Annotated in this window: 20 protein-coding genes; 19 read left to right on the top strand and 1 reads right to left on the bottom strand. The window is 55.5% G+C overall.

The genetic code is table 11. The features are described 5' to 3' along the window. Positions 1–42 precede the first annotated feature (42 nt). The 19 genes from GOB94_RS01425 to GOB94_RS01335 all read left to right on the top strand — a co-directional run bounded on the left by GOB94_RS01425 (position 43) and on the right by GOB94_RS01335 (position 15,583). Positions 43–816, top strand: coding sequence for a FliA/WhiG family RNA polymerase sigma factor (locus tag GOB94_RS01425; protein WP_182277176.1), 774 nt, complete (start codon positions 43–45; stop codon positions 814–816). Positions 817–847: 31 nt separating this feature from the next. Next, complete coding sequence (locus tag GOB94_RS01420; protein WP_182277175.1) at positions 848–1,801, top strand: FliM/FliN family flagellar motor switch protein; 954 nt, start codon at positions 848–850, stop codon at positions 1,799–1,801. A 17-nt stretch (positions 1,802–1,818) separates the two neighbouring features. Then, on the top strand, positions 1,819–2,133 hold the full coding sequence (fliN, locus tag GOB94_RS01415; protein WP_182277174.1) for a flagellar motor switch protein FliN: 315 nt from the start codon (positions 1,819–1,821) through the stop codon (positions 2,131–2,133). A gap of 14 nt (positions 2,134–2,147) precedes the next feature. Further along, positions 2,148–2,984, top strand: a complete 837-nt coding sequence (locus GOB94_RS01410) for a hypothetical protein (protein WP_182277173.1) — start codon at positions 2,148–2,150, stop codon at positions 2,982–2,984. Between the two features lie 133 nt (positions 2,985–3,117). Further along, positions 3,118–3,855: a flagellar basal-body rod protein FlgF gene (flgF, locus tag GOB94_RS01405; RefSeq protein WP_182277172.1), complete on the top strand. Its 738-nt coding sequence runs from the start codon at positions 3,118–3,120 to the stop codon at positions 3,853–3,855. A 37-nt stretch (positions 3,856–3,892) separates the two neighbouring features. Further along, complete coding sequence (gene flgG, locus GOB94_RS01400) at positions 3,893–4,684, top strand: flagellar basal-body rod protein FlgG (RefSeq protein ID WP_182277171.1); 792 nt, start codon at positions 3,893–3,895, stop codon at positions 4,682–4,684. A gap of 12 nt (positions 4,685–4,696) precedes the next feature. Further along, positions 4,697–5,311, top strand: a complete 615-nt coding sequence (locus tag GOB94_RS01395) for a hypothetical protein (protein WP_182277170.1) — start codon at positions 4,697–4,699, stop codon at positions 5,309–5,311. Positions 5,312–5,351: 40 nt separating this feature from the next. Beyond that, positions 5,352–6,032, top strand: a complete 681-nt coding sequence (locus tag GOB94_RS01390; protein WP_255484142.1) for a flagellar basal body L-ring protein FlgH — start codon at positions 5,352–5,354, stop codon at positions 6,030–6,032. Beyond that, positions 6,014–7,147: a flagellar basal body P-ring protein FlgI gene (locus GOB94_RS01385; RefSeq protein WP_255484141.1), complete on the top strand. Its 1,134-nt coding sequence runs from the start codon at positions 6,014–6,016 to the stop codon at positions 7,145–7,147. The genes GOB94_RS01390 and GOB94_RS01385 overlap by 19 nt, the downstream gene beginning before the upstream one ends. 86 nt (positions 7,148–7,233) lie before the next feature. After that, a complete protein-coding gene (locus GOB94_RS01380; protein ID WP_182277168.1) occupies positions 7,234–7,560 on the top strand; it encodes a rod-binding protein in 327 nt (108 codons plus the stop codon). A 43-nt stretch (positions 7,561–7,603) separates the two neighbouring features. Then, the gene (flgM, locus tag GOB94_RS01375; protein ID WP_182277167.1) at positions 7,604–7,882 is read left to right on the top strand and encodes a flagellar biosynthesis anti-sigma factor FlgM; all 279 of its coding nucleotides are present in this window, start codon (positions 7,604–7,606) and stop codon (positions 7,880–7,882) included. Between the two features lie 48 nt (positions 7,883–7,930). After that, positions 7,931–8,344 carry a hypothetical protein gene (locus GOB94_RS01370; RefSeq protein ID WP_182277166.1) on the top strand — a complete coding sequence of 138 codons (414 nt, stop codon included), beginning with the start codon at positions 7,931–7,933 and terminating at the stop codon, positions 8,342–8,344. 2 nt (positions 8,345–8,346) lie between these two features. Beyond that, the gene (gene flgK, locus GOB94_RS01365) at positions 8,347–9,729 is read left to right on the top strand and encodes a flagellar hook-associated protein FlgK (RefSeq protein ID WP_182277165.1); all 1,383 of its coding nucleotides are present in this window, start codon (positions 8,347–8,349) and stop codon (positions 9,727–9,729) included. A gap of 29 nt (positions 9,730–9,758) precedes the next feature. Beyond that, positions 9,759–10,646 carry a flagellar hook-associated protein FlgL gene (flgL, locus tag GOB94_RS01360; RefSeq protein ID WP_182277164.1) on the top strand — a complete coding sequence of 296 codons (888 nt, stop codon included), beginning with the start codon at positions 9,759–9,761 and terminating at the stop codon, positions 10,644–10,646. 206 nt (positions 10,647–10,852) lie between these two features. Continuing rightward, entirely contained in the window at positions 10,853–12,007 is a 1,155-nt protein-coding gene (locus tag GOB94_RS01355; RefSeq protein WP_182277163.1) for a flagellin, read from the top strand. A 135-nt stretch (positions 12,008–12,142) separates the two neighbouring features. Beyond that, complete coding sequence (gene fliD / locus GOB94_RS01350) at positions 12,143–13,573, top strand: flagellar filament capping protein FliD (protein ID WP_182277162.1); 1,431 nt, start codon at positions 12,143–12,145, stop codon at positions 13,571–13,573. Positions 13,574–13,575: 2 nt separating this feature from the next. Continuing rightward, positions 13,576–14,049 carry a flagellar export chaperone FliS gene (locus tag GOB94_RS01345; protein ID WP_182277161.1) on the top strand — a complete coding sequence of 158 codons (474 nt, stop codon included), beginning with the start codon at positions 13,576–13,578 and terminating at the stop codon, positions 14,047–14,049. A gap of 29 nt (positions 14,050–14,078) precedes the next feature. Next, the gene (locus GOB94_RS01340; RefSeq protein ID WP_182277160.1) at positions 14,079–14,861 is read left to right on the top strand and encodes a flagellar motor protein; all 783 of its coding nucleotides are present in this window, start codon (positions 14,079–14,081) and stop codon (positions 14,859–14,861) included. A 5-nt stretch (positions 14,862–14,866) separates the two neighbouring features. Next, positions 14,867–15,583, top strand: coding sequence for an OmpA family protein (locus GOB94_RS01335; protein WP_255484140.1), 717 nt, complete (start codon positions 14,867–14,869; stop codon positions 15,581–15,583). Here the strand turns inward: GOB94_RS01335 and GOB94_RS01330 are convergent. Further along, positions 15,580–17,364, bottom strand: a complete 1,785-nt coding sequence (locus GOB94_RS01330; RefSeq protein WP_255484139.1) for a voltage-gated chloride channel family protein — start codon at positions 17,362–17,364, stop codon at positions 15,580–15,582. The two genes, GOB94_RS01335 and GOB94_RS01330, sit on opposite strands and share 4 nt — an antisense overlap. Between the last annotated feature and the right edge of the window lie 6 nt (positions 17,365–17,370).

The raw sequence follows: 17,370 nt of genomic DNA, 5'->3' as shown, positions 1-17,370 counted from the left end.
GTTTGGATTCGGAACTGCATGGAGTCCCAAAGGAGTATCGGCATGACGGAGTTGGAGAGAGCATATCAGGCCTGCGACGAGAGTCTTGATGAGCGCAGCGGCATCATGATGAAGGAGCTTACACAGGTTTACTACATTGCAGCTCGTATCCATGAGCGGCTTCCTAAGCATGTTGAGATCGGCGATCTGGTGAGCGCTGGCGTGCTGGGCCTTATCGAAGCGTGTGCTAAATATGATGGATCGAGAGATGTAAGCTTTGCCACTTTTGCGAAGTTTCGCATCCGAGGCGCCATTATCGACAGCCTGCGGAACCTCGACTGGGGTTCACGAGCTCTGCGTCGCCAGAGTCGAGCTATTGCCGCTTCCACCACGAAATTGACTTCCCTACTAGGCAGGCACCCGCTACAGGAAGAGATAGCTGGAGATCTTGATCTATCCCTTTCTGAGCTCCACGCTACCCTGCACGAGATCGACGGCCTATCCGTCATGGGGCAGCAGGTTGTGTCGAGAGATGGCGTGACAGAGCCACATGACTTGATTGAATCCGCAGCGAGCCGCGATCATCAAGACCCCTTCGACCTCTGTTTACAGGCTGAGATGTGCGCTCATCTGGCGTCAGCACTACAGACACTCTCCGAACGCGAACAGATGATTCTCTCTCTTTATTATCAGGAAGAACTCACAATGCGTGAAGTGGCTGAAGTGCTAGATATAGGTACCTCGCGTGTCTCGCAAATCATTTCTTCATCGCTGAAGAAGCTTCGCACTGAGTTGCGTCATCTCCAACACACATCTCAATCACAGATACCCGGCTGAAACGATCTTCACGATCGTAAAGGATACATCGATGAATCCTAACGCTCCAATTATCGAGCCTCCTGCCGGCAAGCGGCCTAAGCCGAAGCCCGAGAACCGAGACGTCCGATCCTGTAATTTTCGATATGCTGGTCGGTTGTCTAACGACAGCGCGCGATCTTTATCAAATCTATTCGATAAGTTCGCATTCAATGCATCCATTGCTTTTGAGGCGTATCTGGGAGCGTCATTTCGGCTCAAACTCACGTCGATGAACCAGTCTACTATCCAGGAATATTTAGAGGGAATCGGGTTGGACAGTTATCTCGTTCCGTGCGCGCTTACCGTAATGGATGCGCATCTGCTCATGCAGACGGATCTCCCTTTGGCTTTGCCCATTATTGATTTGCTGCTGGGAGGAGGGGGCGAACCGTTGCCTGGCCCACGCGAGCTCACCGATCTGGATGAAGAGATCCTCGGGAACGCCTCGCTTCTGTTCGTCAAAGAGATTGAACGTATATGGCGGCCACTAAACCTTTCGTATCAGCTTCTCCCGTGCGTTCGTCCAGCCTCGGTTGCGCCCCTTTTTGCAGCGAACGAGAAGGTTGCCGTCCTCCTGTTTGAACTGGAGGTGGGGACTGTCCGGGGGAACTTTCGGCTTGTTCTACCGACCTCTTTTGTCGGATACCTGGTGAGGCATCTGAATACCTCGCATGCGTTGCCGCCGGACGATCGGCACGATTTACGGATTCCCACGCTCCGGCTACGCATGTTGAACTGCCACTTCACTCTCAGTGCGGACATCACGGAGATGCATGTTCGGATACGCGACCTCGTGGAGCTAGCTCCTGGTCAAGTTATAAAAATGCGTGCACCAGTGAGAGAAGCTGGGTGTCTTACAGTCGAGGACCGCGAAATATTCAAGGCAAACCCTGTGCGCAGTGGTTCTTTAAAAGCGGCACAGATCTTATCCACAATGAAAGATGATCTAGCGGACGTTCAGTAACAGGAGGATAGTGCACTATGTCGATGACTACTGCGTTAGATGGTCAAAACCTTGACCTCATTCTGGATGTTGAACTACGTGTGACCATGAGGTTTGGCCAGCGGCTGATGACGTTGCGAGAGGTGCTCGATCTTACCAGTGGAGCCGTCATAGAGCTTGATCGCCAGGTAGAGGAACCGGTCGAGCTACTACTCGACGGAAAAGTGATTGCCTATGGTGAAGCGGTTGTCATTGACGGAAACTACGGGGTCCGTGTGATGGAGGTTCCGAAGGCAATCCTGTCACCAGCCGTGATAACTCAAGATGAACAGACGATTCAGGAAGAGAAGTAAAGGAGAAACGGCGTATGAAGTTGCTGGCACAAATAGGAGCTACGGACTGGGCGCGCGGATTCAAGCCGCGCAGTTGTGCAGGTGCATCCTGCGGCCGCTGGCTGACGGAACGGCAGCTGCGTGTAAGCCATGTTGGGGTAACGATGGAAGGTGTTTGGTACTGCAGCTATCGGTGCATTCTCCTGGATGTTGAAAAGGCGCTGGGCAAGTTGGTATCGCCCGCGCGCAGGTTGGATCGCGGGGATACCCGCACTTCAATAGGCATGTTGCTTTTACGGCGCAATCTTCTCAGCGAAGCACAGTACAAAGCTGCTGCAGTGGTACACCGAGAGACGGGACAGGAGATGGGGGACGTCCTGGTCGAGTTGGGTTTTCTTGGTGAGGGCACTATCGCGGAAGCGCGTGCGGCACAATGGGCCTGTCCCGTGATGAGTTGGGAACCAATGCTATACAACGCTTCCGTGCGATTGCCTGACCATCTCATTCAACGTTATGCGATGGCTCCGGTTCACCTCTTGTCATCGTCGAATCGTCTCTTTCTAGGCTTCAAGCATGGCGTTGAGTACATACCCCTCTTTGCGGTTGAGCAGATCACCGGGTATAAAGTCCAACCGTGCATTCTTTCATCGTCAGACTTCTCTGCATCGTTAGAATCCCGGAGTATCGATTTGAGTTATGAGGAACGAACCTTCGGCGATATCGAGAACGTCAGGGATATGGCTGGCCTTCTCTGCGAGGCGGGAATAGAGGTGGATGCTGCGATGATCGCGCTCGTCCGTTGCGGTAGCTACATATGGGGACGTTTAAGTGGGGGTTCCACGATGCTTGATTTACTCTTTGATGTTGCGTGATTCTCATCGGTTTCTAAGACAAAGCTTCGCGCAATTTGCGCCGAAATGCCCAAGCAAAGGGAATCCAGCATGTTCGGTTCAGAGTAGTCGTGAATGGCCATGCGCGTGCATACCACCTCTGTGAGGTATATCGATGGATAGCGGGTTCTATGCAGCTTGCACAGGGCTGATGTCGCGGATGGATGCACTGGATACGATCGCGAATAATCTTGCCAACTCCACGACCGCGGGGTTTCAAGCCAGCCAGAACGTTTTTAGTGAAGTGCTGGCCTCGACGGATAACACTGAGCTCTCCGTAATCAATCAGGATGTGAATGACTACGGGGTGCTCAGCGGAACACGGCTCGATACTTCGCAGGGCTCTCTTCAGAAGACAGGCAACGAACTAGACCTCGCGATTGAGGGGCCGGGGTACTTCGCAGTGAAAACACAAGGCGGGGAGATGTATACCCGTTCAGGGCAGTTCCGGGTTTCGGCGTCGGGTCTGCTTGTAACTGCAGGCGGTGACCCGGTGCTTGGCCCCAAAGGGCCGATACAGATACTTGGCGAGCCTCTCTCTATTAGTTCAGATGGAACCATATCAGTGAGTGGAGCGGTCGCAGGACAACTGAAGCTCGTTACATTCCCGCCGTCAACACCTCTGCAAAGTGTAGGGTCGGGCTACTTGAGCGCTCCACCGAAGTCTGCGGTTCCTGCACCGGGCGCAACTGTGCAACAGGGGATGCTTGAAAGTTCTAATGTGAACCCGGTCACGAACACTGTCGCGATGATTACGGCGCAGAGGGAAGTCGAGACAATGCGCCATGTCTTGACGATGTTCGATACCGATATGAACAAGATCGCAGTGCAGGATATTCCGCACGTCAGTTGAGAGATCAGTTGTATCTCAGCATAGAAAAGGGAAAACCATGTTTCGAGCTCTCTATACAGCCGCGAGTGGCATGACCGCCCAACAACTCAATCTGGATAACATCGCCAACAATCTTTCCAACTCAAGTACAACGGGTTTCCAGCAGCGCCGGCTGCAGTTTTCCGATCTTCTCTACCAAAATGAAGTGATGCCCGGAAGTGCCGCGACGCAACAGACGACGACGGCCGCGGGTCTTCAGGTCGGTCTCGGTGTGCGACCTTCTGCAACAGAAGTGATTCAGACGCAGGGAGCTCTTGTTGCTACGAGCAGCCCGTTGGATGTGGCGATCCAGGGCCAAGGTTTTTTCCAGATACTGCTTCCGAATGGGCAAACCGGATACACCCGCGCCGGGTCATTTCAACTGAACGCGCAGGGACAGATGGTCACTCCGGATGGCAATCCGCTCCAGCCGGCGATCACAATTCCACCGGACGCCCTCAGCGTCACGATTGGCACCGATGGAACGGTAAGTGTTACGGAGCCTGGCCAGACGCAGGCCTCCAAAGTGGGGGAGATTCAAACGGCAATGTTTGTCAATCCCGGCGGATTGAACAGCGTAGGGAACAACATCTACCTTGCGACGACTGCGTCCGGTGACCCCATTATTGGGACACCTGGAGGGGCGGAAGGACTTGGAACGATCCAGCAAAGCATGTTGGAACAGTCGAATGTCAGTGTTGTCGATGAGTTCGTTCAGATGATTCTGGCGCAGCGCTCGTATGAGTCCAATTCCCGGGTCATCAAAGCCGGCGACGAGATGCTGCAGCAGCTCAATCAACTCGCACAATAGGAGGACATATCCGTGACCTGCAAGATCCGCAGAGCCGCCCTTATTGGATTCGGACTCATCAGCAGTAGTTTGGCCTTTGGTCAATTGCGCATCAGAGAACAATTCCCAGTGGCACAGATTGCCGTTGAACGTGCAATAGCACATAGCCTGTTTCACCAGGAGGTGGTAATTGCAGGCGTGCAAGTGAAGTTTTTTTCGGAGGCCGTAGCTTCGAAGCCAGTGGTGCATCTGGAGGTCCAGACGGTGATGCCCTGGAAGACGACTGCAGGCCTCTCAAGCAAAAGGCGGCAGCTCGTTGTGCGTATGGCCTGTAAGGTATCTGGGACGTGCCTGCCCTTCTATGTCCTCGTCGACCTGCCGACAGAGATGGCGATAGCGGATGTGCCATCTATCAGCAGAGTGAAAGTGGTGCCAGAGCTCGAACAACAGAAGAAGCCTATTGTCGTGCTGCAGAGAGGAGCACGTGCAACGCTGGTACTCAATGATGGAGTATCGCTGATTCAAATTCCCGTCGTGAGCCTGCAGGACGGTGCTGCAGGTGAGACTGTCCGCGTGGCAAGCCTGAATCGAAAGCATGTTTATGAAGGAATAACGATCTCGGCCAGCATGTTGAAGGGGGAGTTCTGACATGAGGCCCTCACTACATCGCACGCTTCTATGCACCCTTGTGTTTGAGCTTTGCGTGCCGTTATATGTTCAGGCGAAGACGGACAAGCACAAGGCGAAGGCGAACGATCCCGCACGGTTGCGCGCAGACTATATTGCGAAGGCTGAGCAATACAACACCGCTGCGGAGGTCAAGCGGACACCGGGCAGCCTGTGGTCGCCGGACAATGCGCTGGGCGATCTTGGCAGCGACTACATAGCGCATCGACTCAATGACACCGTTACCATTCAGGTGTCTGTGCAAACCGCAGCAGCGCAGTCCGGTTTGGTGGACGGCTCGCGCGCTTTGACGGGGAACTCCAGCATTACTGGTGTTTTGGGACAGGCCCCAAGCATTGCCAACCCTCTGTTGGCCGCGCAGTCGGCGTCCACTATCAAGGGACAGGGCCAGACAGCTTCGAATACGTCCTTTGTCACCAATTTGACGGGCCAGATTATCGCGGTTCTTCCCAGTGGAAACCTTGTGGTTGAAGCGCAGCGCGAGGTATTCATGAACAACCAGCATGAGCACATCACGGTGCGCGGCGTTGTGCGTCCAGGCGATATTGGTCCCACCAACGCGGTCTCCTCTACCTCGCTTAGCGGCCTCGAAATCGAGATGAAGGGGAAGGGAATTATCGCGGATAACACACGTCCGCCAAACTTCTTGTCGAGGGCGGTTTTATGGCTGTTTGGGTTTTGATGTCGACTTTGATCCGCAAATATAGAAGTTCTCTCTTGAGAGATTTCTATACTCTGTGTCTCGTGTCGCTGTGCATTGCCCTTTCGGCCGTTAGCCACGCATCGGACTATAGTCGGCAGGTACTCATTCGAGACATCACTGAGGTTGAAGGAGTTCGGAGCAATCAGCTTGTCGGTTACGGCCTTGTGGTGGGTTTGCATGGCACCGGAGACAGTCAACAAACATATCTCACGGTGCAGACCCTGGCGAATGCGATGCAACGCATGGGGATACAGATCACTCCCAGTATCGTTGTCGTGAGGAATGTTGCCGCAGTGTTTGTCACAGCAGATCTTCCACCGTTTTCACGGCCTGGAATGGATATTGATATCACTGTGTCGTCCATCGGCGATGCACGAAGCCTGGAAGGTGGCGTGCTTCTGCTCACATCTTTGAGAGGTGTCGATGGCGAAGCCTATGCCCAGGGACAAGGGCCGCTTACCATTGGAGGCTATACACAGGGAGGTGGGTTGAACAGCAAAGTGATGAGACATCCGACGGTTGGCACGATTGCAGATGGTGGCATTGTGGAGAGGGATGCAGCCGTGGATATCAGCCATCTACAGACCGTTTCGCTCCTGCTGCGTAATCCTGACTTTACAAGTGCTCGCCATGTTGCTGATGCCGTCAACCGCGAATTTGGAAAGACGATCTCACATGCTGTCGACAGCAGACGCATCGACGTAAGCGTAGCGGAGAGCGGTGTCTCTTCTGTTCCTGTCCTGCTCTCGCGAATACAAGGGCTTGCTGTGGAGGTACAGCCTGCCGCTAAGGTAGTGGTGAACGAACGTACGGGCACGATCGTGCTGGGAGGAGATGTGACGTTGTCACCGGTTGTTGTTATGCAGGCGGGGCTTACCATCCAGATTCTTCCATCGTTAGCTGGGACAGCACCGCAAGCGCCCTCTTCTACAAACGTGCCCTCTGGGCAGACCGTTCAGATGCAGGCAGGGGCCAGTGTCGATGAGCTCCTGAAGGGGTTGCGCGTTATAGGTGCCTCATCACAGGACATCCTTGCGATTTTGCAGGCCATTAAAGCAGCCGGGGGACTCCAGGCTGACCTCGAGGTGATTTAGTGACTATCGGTACATCCATGACTATGTCGCCAACAATGACTACTTCTGGGACGCCACCCCAGGAAGCTCCTCTTCAATCAGACGCTGTGTCACCTGCGACCGACCGCAAGATCACGAAAGCAGCGAAGGACTTCGAGTCCATCCTTATTGGTAATTGGCTCCAGCATGCGGAAGATACATTCGCCCGTGCACCTGGGGCCGGGGAAGGCGACGACGACGATGGTACGGCCTCAATGCAGCAAGGGCTCGCGATCCAGCCACTGGCTGAAGCACTTACGAACTCCGGCGGTATCGGTATCGCCACAATGATCGCGACCCAGTTACGACGTAATGGCAAGACAATGCCTGCCAATGCCCAGCAACAGGTTGACACTGCAAAAGAAGAGTTGAGACCGGGGCTCAACATTCCCTAAATCGTGCCGATATAGGAGTTGGTGCCCTTGGGAGGGTTAAAGCATGAAGATCGACGCAGGTGGAATCGCTGCGAGTCAGGTTCAGACCGAGTGGAATACGTCACAGACGAACAACGCAGGACCGGCCACCATCCAGGGCGTGGAGGGCGACCGGACCACATTGAGTTCTGACAGTTCAACGGTAAAGGCACTCGTTATACAGGCGCTTGCAACTCCTGATGTGCGTCAGGACAAAGTGCAGTCCCTGCGCCAGGCTGTCAGCAGTGGCACCTATCAGGTTGACCCGCAGAAACTGGCATCGGCCATGGTCAGCGACATCTAACCCTCAGCCTATGGCTGCTATCCGCAGCATTCACCAGACCGAGTTCTAATGGATACCGCCTCACTGATGGACGCGCTCTCTCCGGCAGAGTCATATCTGCAACAGATCGAATCGTTAACTTCAGAGATTGAGACTGCATTCGATGCTATCGCGCTTAACGACATCTCGTTGCTGAATCGCAGTATCATCCGCCAGGAGTTCATGGCCGCCGGTCTCATGGTCAAGCTTCGCTCGATGGCAGACGTGAACTCAGGGGCTGCTCTGTTTGGCGGCGACAATCGGGACAGCGTAGTCGCTGCAGCGAAGAGACTGCGCATAGCGAGTATCAAGTATCACTCTTTGTTGAAGCACTCCAGTCGATCGGTCGAGTTACTCGCATCGCTTTGCAGGAGTCACAGTGGTCAGTTCAAGGAGGATTGCGGCTCCAGGGCCAAGCGGCAAACCTGGTTCTGCGAGATGTAAATATGTCACTTACCTCATCACTTACTACCGCGCTCGGTGCTTTGAATGCCTCCCAGGGCGGAATTCAAGTCACCAACAACAATATTGCAAATGCGAATACCGCCGGATATACAGAGGAAGTTGTCGATCTGCAGACGGCCGCACCGGTTCAAGACGGCACTGTACAGCTGGGCGGCGGGGTTGCCCTGCAGGGGTACACGAGCGTACGCGATGAGCTGCTGCAGATGCAGTTGCAGCAGCAGACCTCAAGTCAAGGTTCAGCAGACGCTCAGACGAACGCGATGCAACAGATCGAGCCTCTGTTTACGACATCCAGCGATGATATTGGCACAGAGATGTCCACGCTCTTCTCGAGCCTGTCCGCTTTGGCTACAGATCCCACGGATACGGCATCGCGGCAGGCAGTCCTTTCTGCCGGTCAGGGCCTTGCGAGCGCATTCAATACAGCGTCGAATACATTGACCTCTCAGCAAGTGGGGCTAAACACACAGGTCACGCAAGACGTTGGTCAGGTCAATCGACTGACGCAACAGATTGCTGCGCTGAACCCGCAGATCGTCGCCTCGCACCAGACTGACCCCGCGGAGAATGGCGGTACGTTGCAGGACCAGCAGGATCAGCTTATTCAGCAGCTGTCTGCACTTACCAATGTGCAGGTGACGCAGACAAACAACGGCGTCACGCTCGCTACTGGCAATGGTACGCCGCTCGTCGTCGGTTCGCAGAGTTATTCATTGCAGACATCTACGAGCGCCGACGGAAGCACGCAGGTGTTGGACCAGAGCGGCGACAACATCACGTCTTCCTTGCAGGGGGGAGACCTTGGTGGCACGATTCAGGTGCGCGATCAGACAATTCCCAACATCCTTGGACAACTCGATACGTTGGCGAACCAGGTTGGAACGGCCTTCAATAGTGCGCAGACGAGTGGCTTTGGCCAGAGCGGCAACGCCGGCACAGACTTCTTCAATCTACCCGCAAACGTGTCAGGTTCGGCTGCTTCTATCAGCTTGGCGCTTACAGATCCGACACAGGTAGCGGCAAGTTCGGACGGTACCCCGGGGAGCTCTGGAAATCTCGCAGACTTCGCCGCTATCCAGACAACAGCGTTGCCTGGCGGCTCAACACCTACGAATACATACGCCAATCTGGTCTATCAGGTGGGGAACCTCTCCGCGACAGCGACGGCAGAGAGCAGTGCAACTGCAGCCAGCATCCTTCAAATCAACAATCAGATCAGCTCTGAGTCTGGTGTGTCCATCGACCAGGAGACGACCAATCTCATCAAGTACCAGCAGTCCTATCAGGCGGCGGCGCAGGTTGTGAACGTCGTGAACGGTCTCTTTACCGCGACGATGAACATGATGAACCCGACGACCGCGTAAGACAATACCCTGCGAAGAAGGAGACCAGCATGCGTGTGACCAGCATGATGCCTGACGTTCAATATGCGATCCAGCAGAGCAATCAAGCGCTCTCTACAGCACTTCAGCAGGTATCCACGGGCCAGCGGGTAAGCCAGCTTTCGGATGATCCCGCTGCGTCGGCGAATATGGTGCGGTCGCTCGCGGCCTCGGCCAATGTGGACCAGTACACTTCCAATGTGACTTCGTTGCAATCGCGCCTGCAGTCGGCCGACTCTGCAATCAGCTCGGTTGTCACTTCGTTGAATCAGGCGATCACGCTTGGCACGGAAGGTGCAAACTCTACAGTCAATGCCAGCGATCGTTCAGCCATTGCGACGCAGGTGCAGGGCATCCTCTCGACGGTGGTCTCGCTGGCTAATACCTCCTATCAAGGTTCCTATTTGTTTGGTGGATCGGCCTCAAGCTCGGTGCCGTTCACTGTAGATCCAGCGAACGCCAATAGCTATATCTACAACGGCAACAGCACCGTCAATCAGGCCGAGGTAGGCGACACGACCACAGTAGACAGCAACATCCCGGGTGACCAGCTCTTTACTACCGGGACGAACGTTCTGGGTGCCCTCAGTGGCCTCGTTACTGCATTGCAGACTGGAACATCCGCGCAGATAGGAGCAGCGACGACAGCTGTTAGCTCCGCAATTGACGCGCTCGATGTGCAGCGGGCGCCATTGAGCAACAGCATCAGCGAACTCAACTCGCAGGAGACCTATCTCAGCCAGGAGAAGATCACGCTCAGCTCTCAACAGACCTCGCTGACGGGCATTGATCTTGCAGAGGCCGCAACAAATTTATCCCAGGCTGACACCGCGCATACCGCCATCCTTGCGGCGGCTGCCCAGGCACTTCCCACAACTCTGCTGAGTTACCTGAAGTAGTGAAGTTTATATCCCCTCGGCGGTACAGAACCGTCATGGCGTGATGCCGATAGCGGAGTTGCAACAGCGATCCACACTGAACAGAATCGGGTAACTGGTCGATAGAAGACAGTACAGATGGTTGCCTGATGTTCTGCAGCCTGACCGAAGCCCGGCAAGAACTCCCCAGGTGCACATTGGCCTAAACAACAAAGGAGCATCACGTAATGTCACTCACAATCCTCAATAACATCTCCGACCTGACTGCAGAGAATTCTCTGTCCATGACACAGATGAATCTTCAGAAGACACTCACGCAGCTCTCTACTGGCATGAAGATCAACTCCGGTTCCGACGACGCGGCGGGCCTTTCGATCGCCAACGGCATGACGGCGAACATGGCTGCGCTCACGCAGTCGCAGCAGAACGCCAACAATGGTGTTGGGCTATTGCAGACGGCCGATGGAGCACTTTCACAGGTAACCACGCTACTGAACCGCGCCGTCACGCTCGCTACGGAGGCGTCATCCAGCGGCCTCACTACCGGTACGAACAGCCAGGCAGCGGCGCTCAACAATGAGTTTCAGTCCATCCTGACCGAGATCGATCAGATCGGCAATACCACAAACTTCAATGGTGAGAACGTGTTCTCCTCCAACTCGCCAACCAGCTTCCTCTCCACGCAGGCATCGCTTACCGCGACGACCGCATTGACTACTGGCTCGACCACAACCATCAGCGATTCGGCGACCGGAGGCACCTTCGTATTCACAGCGAAGGCTGGCGATACGGTTACCGATCTTGAAAATGCCGTGGCCGGCGCCGTCTCCGCAGGCACGCTGTCCGCAGGGACGACTGCTTCGCTCAACGGCACTGGTCAGCTTATCGTCGGCCCGAATACGGGCGATACGGGTATCCAGGTCAGCTCCAATGATGCGGTGCTTGGCGCGATGGAAGCGGTTCCTGGCACTAGCGACAACAACACGGTCTTCATCAGCGACGGCACGACGAGCGGCGCTGCCAACACAACCATCACCACCACTATCAACTCGCTTTCGGCCGCGTTTCTCGGTCTCAGCGGCATGGATCTTAACAGCACGACGGATGCACAGTCCGCACTGACCGCGGTCAACTCTGCGATCAACCTGGTTTCTGCACAGCGGGGTGAGATCGGCGCTTCTGTCAACCGACTGCAGGCCGCCAGCACGGTCATGAACACCCAGGTGCAGAACCTGCAGAGCGCCACTAACAGCATCCAGAATGCCGACATCGGCGTCACGGTTGCCAACATGACCCAGTACAACATTCTTCAGTCCACGGGAATGGCCGCACTTCAGCAGTCCAACCAGGCGCAGCAGAGTGTATTGAAGCTGCTGCAGTAGTCGATCAGGCAGATGAGAGAGGCGACACCACGCCTCTTTCGTCTGCCCCTTCTGCGTTCTTCGAGCGCAGGCAGAGCCAGCATTGCAACCCGTTTTCATAGGTAACGCCGTATCTCACCGCCTGGAGTCTTATCGATGAGTTCAGTATCGGCCCTCAACTCGCTGCTTTCTTCAAGCTCTGACAATACATCCGGCATTGATATCAGCAGTATTCTCGCAGCAATGGTAGGCGCACAGACTCCGGGCATCGATGTGAGTTCAGCCGTGAGTGCCGCGGTTACAGCGGCTCGTGCGCCAGAACAGGTTTGGGAAGCAGACCAGACGACACTCTCAAGTCAGTACAGCGAGCTTCAGTCGATTCAGTCTGCCGCGACGAGTCTTCAGACGGACATGCAGAACCTCAATTCTCTTTCTGGGCCACTCTCCGAGCGTACAGTCACGTCATCCGTCGCGAGCGCTGTCACAGCCACCGCTGCAGCCGGGACAACGTTAGGCAATCACCAGGTCACGGTCAACAGTCTCGCCACTAAGGCGTCGTGGTACTCCGATGAGCAGAGCAGTGCATCAGCGACTCTGCCCTCAGGTTCATTCACCATCACCACAAGCACAGGATCGACGACGGTCAATACTGGGAGTGGCGGCGATGCCTCGCTAAGTGACGTAGTTAGTGATATCAACTCTCAGAACCTTGGCGTTACCGCATCCGTTGTGACGGATGCCAATGGCGCGCGACTCTCCCTCGTCAGCGATACCTCGGGTAGTGGTGGAAACTTCACCGTTACGCCGGGGACTTCCAGCATCGGTTTTACGCAGGCAGTGACGGGAAGCGATGCTTCGCTCAATGTGGATGGCGTACCCATTAGCAGCGCCACCAACACTGTCTCGGGTGCGATTGCTGGAGTCACGCTAAATCTTCTATCGCCGACGACAGCCGGCGCACCCGCAAGTCTCTCGGTGTCTGCCAATTCCAGTGACATCACTTCGGCGGTCAATCAGTTTGTTACGGATTACAACAGCACGGTGAGCCTGCTAAATCAGCAGTACACCTTCAGTTCCAATTCTGGTTCCGAGGGTGATCTGGCTTCCGATCCGACACTCATCTCGTTGCAGCAGACGCTGGGCAGTATCGCCACTTACTCCGCAGGCGCAGGTTCCAGCGGCGGAGTCAATACGTTGAGCGATCTTGGTATCACGATGAACTCAGATGGCACCTTGGCAGTCGACTCCACAACTCTAAGCAGCGCTATCTCGAACGATCCCTCCGGAGTACAGAACTTCCTGCAGGGAACGGCCTTGAATGGTTTTGCGAATACAGCCAATAACGCTTTGAGTTCCTTCACCGAGCCGAGCGATGGTGCCTTTACCGTCGACCTAAACAGCATGTCTGCCCAGAACACGGACCTCACTAACGAGATCAACAACTTCGAGACGAGTTACATCACACCGCTGCAAACCTCGCTCACCGCGGACTATACAACCGCCGAAGAGGCCTTGCAGACTCTGCCAACACAGCTGGCTCAGATCCAGGCTGAACTGGGCAACACACCTTCTAGCACGAACGGATAAGCATGAAAAAGACACTGGAAATCAGCTATCGCATGGCGGCGGTCGACCCTGCCAGTCCCATCGCTCTCCTTCTCGCTCTGTATGACACACTGGTCGGAAATCTGTACAGAGCGGCGGCTGCTATTCGGGCCGGCGACATTGACGTTCGTTGCGCGCAACTGAGCCATGCCTATCTGGTTCTCGGGCAGCTCGAGAGCTGGCTCGATTATGCACACGATCAGCGGCTCTCGGAGAGCCTCGCGACTTTCTATGCGCACCTTCGCACGCAGATGCTCAAAGCTTCGATTGCACGAGATGCCTCTGTGATGGACAACCTTGTTCCTCTCGTTCTTCAGATTCGGGCCACATGGCAGCAGCGCGAGGAAGGATTAGACAAACATCGCCAGCTTCCCGATGAAGATGGCGCGCGGCCTGTGTATCGAACGTCCACGGCCTCGAGCACGAACGCCGGCGTGGCACTCTCTCAGACAGCTTAGGCGTTACCGTTGCCTGGCGCAGGAGTTCTATGGTGAAGAGAAGCGCTATCGGCGGAGTCCTCATCTCCTTGGCCGTCATCGCATTCGGTCTCTATCTGGACGGTGGCAAGATAGCGCAGATGCTTCAGCCAACAGCGGCCCTGATTGTGCTGGGTGGAACTCTGGGGGCGGTGGTGGTTCAGTTTCCGCTGCCCATTGTCGTGCGCTCTGCACGGCAACTCAAGACAGTCTTTTTCGGTGCGGACGATGTTATGTCGCAACGCATCAACGATATCTCTCGTTTTGCCGCCCAGGCCCGTCGTAGCGGAGTCGTCTCTCTTGACCACGAGATGGAGTCTGTCGAAGACCCATTCCTTAGGCTTTGTATCGGCCTTATCGTCGACGGTGTAAAGTCCGATCCTCTGCGCGCGATTGCCGGCACGGCCATGGAAAGCGAAGCAACCCGGGACGCCCTGTCGTCGCGCGTCTATGATGCTGCCGGAGGCTTCGCTCCTACCGTAGGCATTCTTGGAGCTGTCATTGGCCTCATCCAGGTCATGCAACGTATGCAGAATATTAGTGAGGTAGGTCAGGGAATCGCTGTTGCTTTTGTTGCAACGCTCTATGGTGTAGGAGTTGCAAACCTCTTCTTCTTGCCTTGTGCCGGGCGGATCAAACTCATCAACGCGAAACGACAGCTTGTGCGCGAGATGACGCTCGAAGGCGCTGCCTGTATCGCCGAAGGGCTGAACCCACGCGCAGTCGAACAGCGGCTGATGGCATTCACTGAGACTCCAACCCGCTCCTTCGACAATACGTGGACTGTGCGATGAGAAGAGTGCGTGAGCACGATGAAGATTCGCGCCATGAACGATGGACGGTCTCTTACGCCGATTTCATGACCCTCCTCTTTGCGCTGTTTGTTGTTCTCTTTGCCTCCTCCGAGCACGATAGGCACTCCATCCAGAGTGTGTCGTCCGCTGTAAAGCAAGGCTTCGAGCATCCTGGGGATGACACCTCCGAACCGGGAGTACCGATGCAGCTGCAGCCCTTCACTCCATCCGGACTGCTCCATGTCAGCGCGGGCGTCAACGTCGTGCAGTTGCAGCGCGATCTCACTGGCGCGTTGGGGGACGCCATTAGACGCCAGGAGGTTGTCCTGCGTATGACGCCGGATGGTTTTGTGATCAGTTTGCGTGAGTTAGGGTTCTTCAATAGCGGCCAGGCAGTGCTGCTGCCGGGCGCAGCTCAGAAGGTGATCAGCATTGGCGAGGTCCTCAAAAAATATCGACTCAACATGCGCATCGAAGGGCACACCGACAATGTCCCCATTCACAACAGCGACTTTAACTCCAATTGGGATCTCTCAACAGCACGTGCAAACTCCGTGGCAATGATGTTGATCGACGAGGCCCACTTCGATCCGGCCAAGCTCTCCATCGCAGGCTATGGCGAATATCATCCCGTCAGCAGCAACGACAACCCCGCAGGACGCCAGGCCAATCGCCGTGTCGACATCGTTATCCTGTCTACGGAGATTTCAGGAAAGCGCTAGTCATTTTTTGAAGAAGAACGGAAGTCTTCATTCTGTTCCATCTCAAGCGTCTGTTCAATCTCTGAGCGTTCAATTGCGGCTTCGACGATGGCATCCTGTCCACGTAAAAACACCTTGCGCACATTGCTTAATTGGCTGCTGTTGTCTCGAAGAAATGCCTGCACATCAGCTTCTTCGCCCACCAGCTCAAGACATTGTGGCAGCCTGGAGGATGGAATCTCCCCCGTGTCCATGGCGAGGTCCTGGTTGTTGAGATAACCGCCGATCACACGATGCAGCAATGCCTGCTCGATGCCATGCTCCTTAGCCTGTTCCAACAGATATGGCCCCAGACTTTGCGGAGCGAACCGTTTCCACCATGTGTCGGACTTGCGCATCTCCGACGAAGAGAAGTACAGCCTCAGTATTGTCAGGTCTTCCATCGCGTCTCCTCCTATGTAGCCAGCGGCATTTACCGTATCGAGCAGCACCGTTTCATCCACCTCGCGCATCTCCACAACCATTGCGAGAGACAGTCCTTCTTCAGCGGTGCTGCCAGGATGTTTGCTTCTTCCCACACGCTGCGCATGGTAGATGCCGGAGTGCCCTGAGAACAGATAGCTGATCACGCACGCGATCCCAGCATAGGCACCGGCCTCCGCTCCAAACAGCTCCACTGCCATCAGCGTCGAAGCGATCGGCGTATTCGCTGCACCAGCAAATACAGCTACAAATCCCATTCCGGCAAGCAGTGACGGCGGCAGCATGAGCACTCTCGACAGCGCATTGCCGAGCGTAGACCCGATGTAGAACAACGGTGTTACCTCACCGCCTTTGAACCCCGTCCCCAACGTCACGGACGTGAAGATGAACTTTCCGGCAAAGTCATAGACCGGCAGACGGCCATGGAAGGCAGCAACGATGGTCGGGACGCCCAGGCCGAGATACTTCGCCGTGTGCTGATAGCCAATCCCAAACACCGCTGCCGTGACCAACAACCCGCCAACCACAGGACGCAGAGGAGCGTTGGCAATATGCCTCCGCGCAGTATGCGATATCCAGTGCGTACACTTTGCGAACGCCATGCCGCACACCCCAAAGGCTATGCCTGCAAGCATCGACAGCAGCAGCCGTTCCACAGTCATCGGTGGTGTATCGGAGACGACATAGAGCGTATGGTGCACACCCCATGCTCGCGTCACCATGTCTCCCACAAATGATGCAAGAAAGCACGGAGCGATCGCGTCGTAATTCAACTTGCCGATTGCCAGCACTTCGATACCGAACACGGCCCCAGCCATCGGCACACCAAACACCGAGCCAAACCCAGCACTGATGCCAGCCATCAGCAGGATGCGGCGATCGTGAGCAGCCATGCGGAACGGACGCGCCAGTTGGTCCGCCAGAGACGCGCCTGTCTGGATCGCCGTGCCTTCGCGCCCTGCCGAACCGCCAAACAGATGTGTCAGAAAGGTGCCGAGCAGAATCAGCGGCGTCATCCGCAGAGGGATTGTCTTGGTGGGATCGTGCACCTGGTCGAGGATCAGGTTGTTGCCGGCTTCCACCGAAGCACCCAGGTGCTTATAGAGCATGCCCACTACGCCGCCGACAGGCGCCAGCAGCAGGATCATCCATGGGTGTGCCTCGCGAACCTTCGTCGCGAACTCCAGCGATACCAGCAGCAGCGCCGAAGCAGAACCAGCCAGCACGCCGACCAATGCAGACACCGGTATCCATCGTCCAAGCTCGATCAGCAGAGAGAGCTGCTCACTGTTGGACCTGCGAAACTTATTTTCGAACAAGGGACC

Source organism: Granulicella sp. 5B5 (assembly GCF_014083945.1).
Classification (GTDB): Bacteria; Acidobacteriota; Terriglobia; order Terriglobales; family Acidobacteriaceae; genus Granulicella.
This window is presented reverse-complemented; position numbering and strand designations above follow the sequence as displayed.

Excerpts from the sequence above, each read along its gene's own strand:
- GOB94_RS01385 (WP_255484141.1), top strand. The coding sequence starts at position 6,014 with ATGGCTGTTTGGGTTTTGATGTCGACTTTGATCCGCAAATATAGAAGT.
- GOB94_RS01340 (WP_182277160.1), top strand. The coding sequence starts at position 14,079 with ATGGTGAAGAGAAGCGCTATCGGCGGAGTCCTCATCTCCTTGGCCGTC.
- flgG (WP_182277171.1), top strand. The coding sequence starts at position 3,893 with ATGTTTCGAGCTCTCTATACAGCCGCGAGTGGCATGACCGCCCAACAA.
- flgM (WP_182277167.1), top strand. The coding sequence starts at position 7,604 with ATGAAGATCGACGCAGGTGGAATCGCTGCGAGTCAGGTTCAGACCGAG.
- flgF (WP_182277172.1), top strand. The coding sequence starts at position 3,118 with ATGGATAGCGGGTTCTATGCAGCTTGCACAGGGCTGATGTCGCGGATG.
- GOB94_RS01410 (WP_182277173.1), top strand. The coding sequence starts at position 2,148 with ATGAAGTTGCTGGCACAAATAGGAGCTACGGACTGGGCGCGCGGATTC.
- fliD (WP_182277162.1), top strand. The coding sequence starts at position 12,143 with ATGAGTTCAGTATCGGCCCTCAACTCGCTGCTTTCTTCAAGCTCTGAC.
- GOB94_RS01345 (WP_182277161.1), top strand. The coding sequence starts at position 13,576 with ATGAAAAAGACACTGGAAATCAGCTATCGCATGGCGGCGGTCGACCCT.
- GOB94_RS01425 (WP_182277176.1), top strand. The coding sequence starts at position 43 with ATGACGGAGTTGGAGAGAGCATATCAGGCCTGCGACGAGAGTCTTGAT.
- GOB94_RS01370 (WP_182277166.1), top strand. The coding sequence starts at position 7,931 with ATGGATACCGCCTCACTGATGGACGCGCTCTCTCCGGCAGAGTCATAT.
- fliN (WP_182277174.1), top strand. The coding sequence starts at position 1,819 with ATGTCGATGACTACTGCGTTAGATGGTCAAAACCTTGACCTCATTCTG.
- flgL (WP_182277164.1), top strand. The coding sequence starts at position 9,759 with ATGCGTGTGACCAGCATGATGCCTGACGTTCAATATGCGATCCAGCAG.
- flgK (WP_182277165.1), top strand. The coding sequence starts at position 8,347 with ATGTCACTTACCTCATCACTTACTACCGCGCTCGGTGCTTTGAATGCC.
- GOB94_RS01420 (WP_182277175.1), top strand. The coding sequence starts at position 848 with ATGAATCCTAACGCTCCAATTATCGAGCCTCCTGCCGGCAAGCGGCCT.
- GOB94_RS01355 (WP_182277163.1), top strand. The coding sequence starts at position 10,853 with ATGTCACTCACAATCCTCAATAACATCTCCGACCTGACTGCAGAGAAT.